This window comes from Bacillus canaveralius (assembly GCF_002860125.1).
GTDB lineage: Bacteria > Bacillota > Bacilli > Bacillales > Cytobacillaceae > Bacillus_BJ > Bacillus_BJ canaveralius.
This window is the reverse complement of sequence record NZ_PGVA01000030.1, coordinates 1-3,047: the sequence shown is the minus strand read 5'-3', so window position 1 is coordinate 3,047 and position 3,047 is coordinate 1. Positions and strand designations below refer to the sequence as shown.

Here is a 3,047-nt window from a genome sequence, read left to right as displayed (position 1 = left end):
GCTGAAGGAAATGTTTTTCACTACAGCTATGACGGTCAAAAAAGATTGACGAATGTCGCCGGACCGCTCGAGACAGTTCAGATTCAATATGATGAGCACGACAATGTGACGCTTGAAAAATCTTCGCTCGGGACCGAGTCGCATACCAGCTACCATCCAGATTTCCTTTTGCCGACAGTGATCAAGGATGGAGACGGAAGAGTTTGGGAACATAGTTATGACGGAAAAGGAAATGTCCTGACCATTAAAAGCCCGACGGAAGATGTGGAGGAGTTTGTGTATGACTCCCGCGGACTCGTTGAAGATCATAAAGGTCCGGACAAGAAAATTACCCACTACACCTATGATGCTTATGGGCAGCTTCATACGGTAACCGATCCGCTCAGCCAGGTCACCACATTTTCTTATGACGCAGTTGGCCGCTTGAAGAGTGTGATAATGCCAAACGGTTCCGTCAATTCTTATGAATATGATGATGCAGACCGTATCGTTTCGATCAAGGATGGCAAGGACCAAACGCTCCGGTTTTCGTATGACAAAAACGGCAGACTGGACAAAGAAACATTGCCGAACGGACACTTTTACGAGTACACCTACGATGCAAAAGGCCGCGTAGATACGAAAAAGGCACCGAACGGGGCAGTGACGCGTTATGCGTTCAACGCGCTGAACCAGCTGACCGGCATTGAAGGACCGGAGGGTGCCGCTATTTCTTATAGTTATGACGCACTCGGCAGGCTAAAAACTCAGCAAGGGACACTCGAAGACGCGGAATCGTTTGAATATGATGCGTTAAACCGGCTGGTCAAGCAGGTGACGCCATTTGGAACGTGGACCTACCAATATAACGGTTCGGGCGAAGTCGACAACCTGTTTTTGAACGGGAATCTACATACGCACTACACCTATGACGGATACGGTTTCCCGCAAACGCTCACGAATGCCAAAGGGCAAACGTATAGGATGTCCTATGACAAAATGGGACAGATGCGTAGCGTCACTGACCCGAAAGGCGCGGTGACCGCCTATGAATACAATGTATTTGGCAACATGACGAAAACAACCGATCCGCTCGGACGTGTCACGAAATATGACTACGATGACCTCCAACAGGTCACGAAGGTCACCGACCCGGCCGGACATGAAACGCATTTTGCCTATAACAGCCTGGGGATGGTGAAGAACATCACCGATCCGCTTGGCCAGGTGACGAGCTATGAATACGACAGCATTGGCCAGCTCTTGAAAGAAACCGATCCGGAAGGACATTCGATCCGTTATTCTTATAATTCTCTCGGCCTCATCGATTCGATTGTGAATCCGCGCGAGGCGGCGCAGTCGTTTGATTATGACGCGATGGGGAACCTCGTTAAGCAAACGGATGCTCTCGGGAATACCGTGTCAGCCGATTATGATGCGCTGGGCCGGATTCTCAGCTATGTCAACCAGGAAGAAAAAGAAACGAAATACGAGTACAATCTGGCGGAGAGAACGATCAAGGTGACAGAACCCGGAAATGCCGTGTCTGTTTATTCCTTTGATGAAAAGCTCCAGCTTAAAGGCATGACCGATCCAAACGGCCACGCGACTTCATGGGCGTATGACGGCCTTGGCCGAATGACCTCCGTGACGGATGCAGAAGGCCATGTGTCGACATACAGCTATGATGCGCTTGACCAGCTCGAAAAAGTGACCGATCCAAGCGGAGAGATTCATTATGGCTACGATGCGGCAGCCAATCTCGTTTCGGTGACCCGGCAAAACGGGGCGAAATCCGAATTCCAGTTTAACCTGGCCGGTGAAATGGTCGCGGAAATTAATGCCCTCCAGCAAAAAACGGACTACACTTATACGCCAACCGGTTTGCTTGAATCGGTGAAAGACCCGCTTGGAGAAGTGACAAGCTATCAATATGACGCTTTGCAGAGACTTGTGCAGGTGACCGATCCGCTCGGAAACAACACCAAGCTCGCCTACGACAAAATCGGAAATACAACAGAAGTGGTCGATCCGGAAGGATTTACGACTAAAATGGGCTATGACCCGGCCGGCAATATGACCTCGTTTACCGATGAGCGCGGTGCTGTCTGGGGCTACGCTTATGACAAAAACAACCAGCTCCTCGAGATGATTGATCCGAACGAGCAAAAGACGGTCTATACGTACACGAAAAGTGGAAATCCCGCCACGATCATGGATGTACGCGGTTTTGTGACAAGCCTTGCCTATGATGAAGCAGGCCGGCCGGCAAAAGTGACCGACCCGCTTGGCTACAGCGTGTCCTATGCGTATGACGCGGCCGGCAACCTCACCAGCCTGACCGACCAGAAAAACCACACATCGACATATGCCTATGACAAGCTGAATCGTTTGGTCAAGGAAACAGATCCAAAAGGACGGGCCACTTCCTACACGCTCGATGCAGTTGGAAATATCACCGCGGTGAAGGATGCAAAAGGAATTGTGACCTCCTACAGCTATGACGCTGTCAGTAACCAAACAGGCGTAACAGATGCACTGGGCAATAAGACAGCTTATTTGTACGACCAACTCGGGCAATTAACGAAACTGACCGACTCCAAGGGAAACCAAACCGAGTGGCTTTATGACTCACTTGGCCAGGTCACCCAGGAAATCAATGCGCTCGGCGATGTCCACCGCTTCACATATGACAAGGTCGGAAACCTGGCGCAGGAAACCGACCGGAAAGGCCAGACGATCCGCTACAGCTACAACAAACGCCAGGAATTGGCCGGCATCGACCTTGGCGATGAACAGCTGTCCTATGCATATGATGGTGCCGGAAACATGGTGAAAGCAGCGAGTCCGGCCACGGACGAAGTGTATGAATATGACAGTTTGAACCGGATGACCGCCGTCACCAATACGGGAATGAAAAAAACAACCCGATTCGCGTATGATGCCGCCGGTAACCGCACTCAAGTGACGGATCCGGAAGGCCGCGCCGTCCAATATGAATACAATGAACGCAATGAAATGGTGAAAGTGACCGATCCGGAAGCCAATCTGACCAGCTATACGTATGA

General features: G+C 50.7%; 1 protein-coding gene. It reads left to right on the top strand.

The window, feature by feature from the left end; all coding sequences use genetic code 11:
- Positions 1–3,047 (top strand): hypothetical protein (locus CU635_RS14015; RefSeq protein WP_142383176.1); only part of this gene is annotated, 3,047 nt, incomplete at both ends.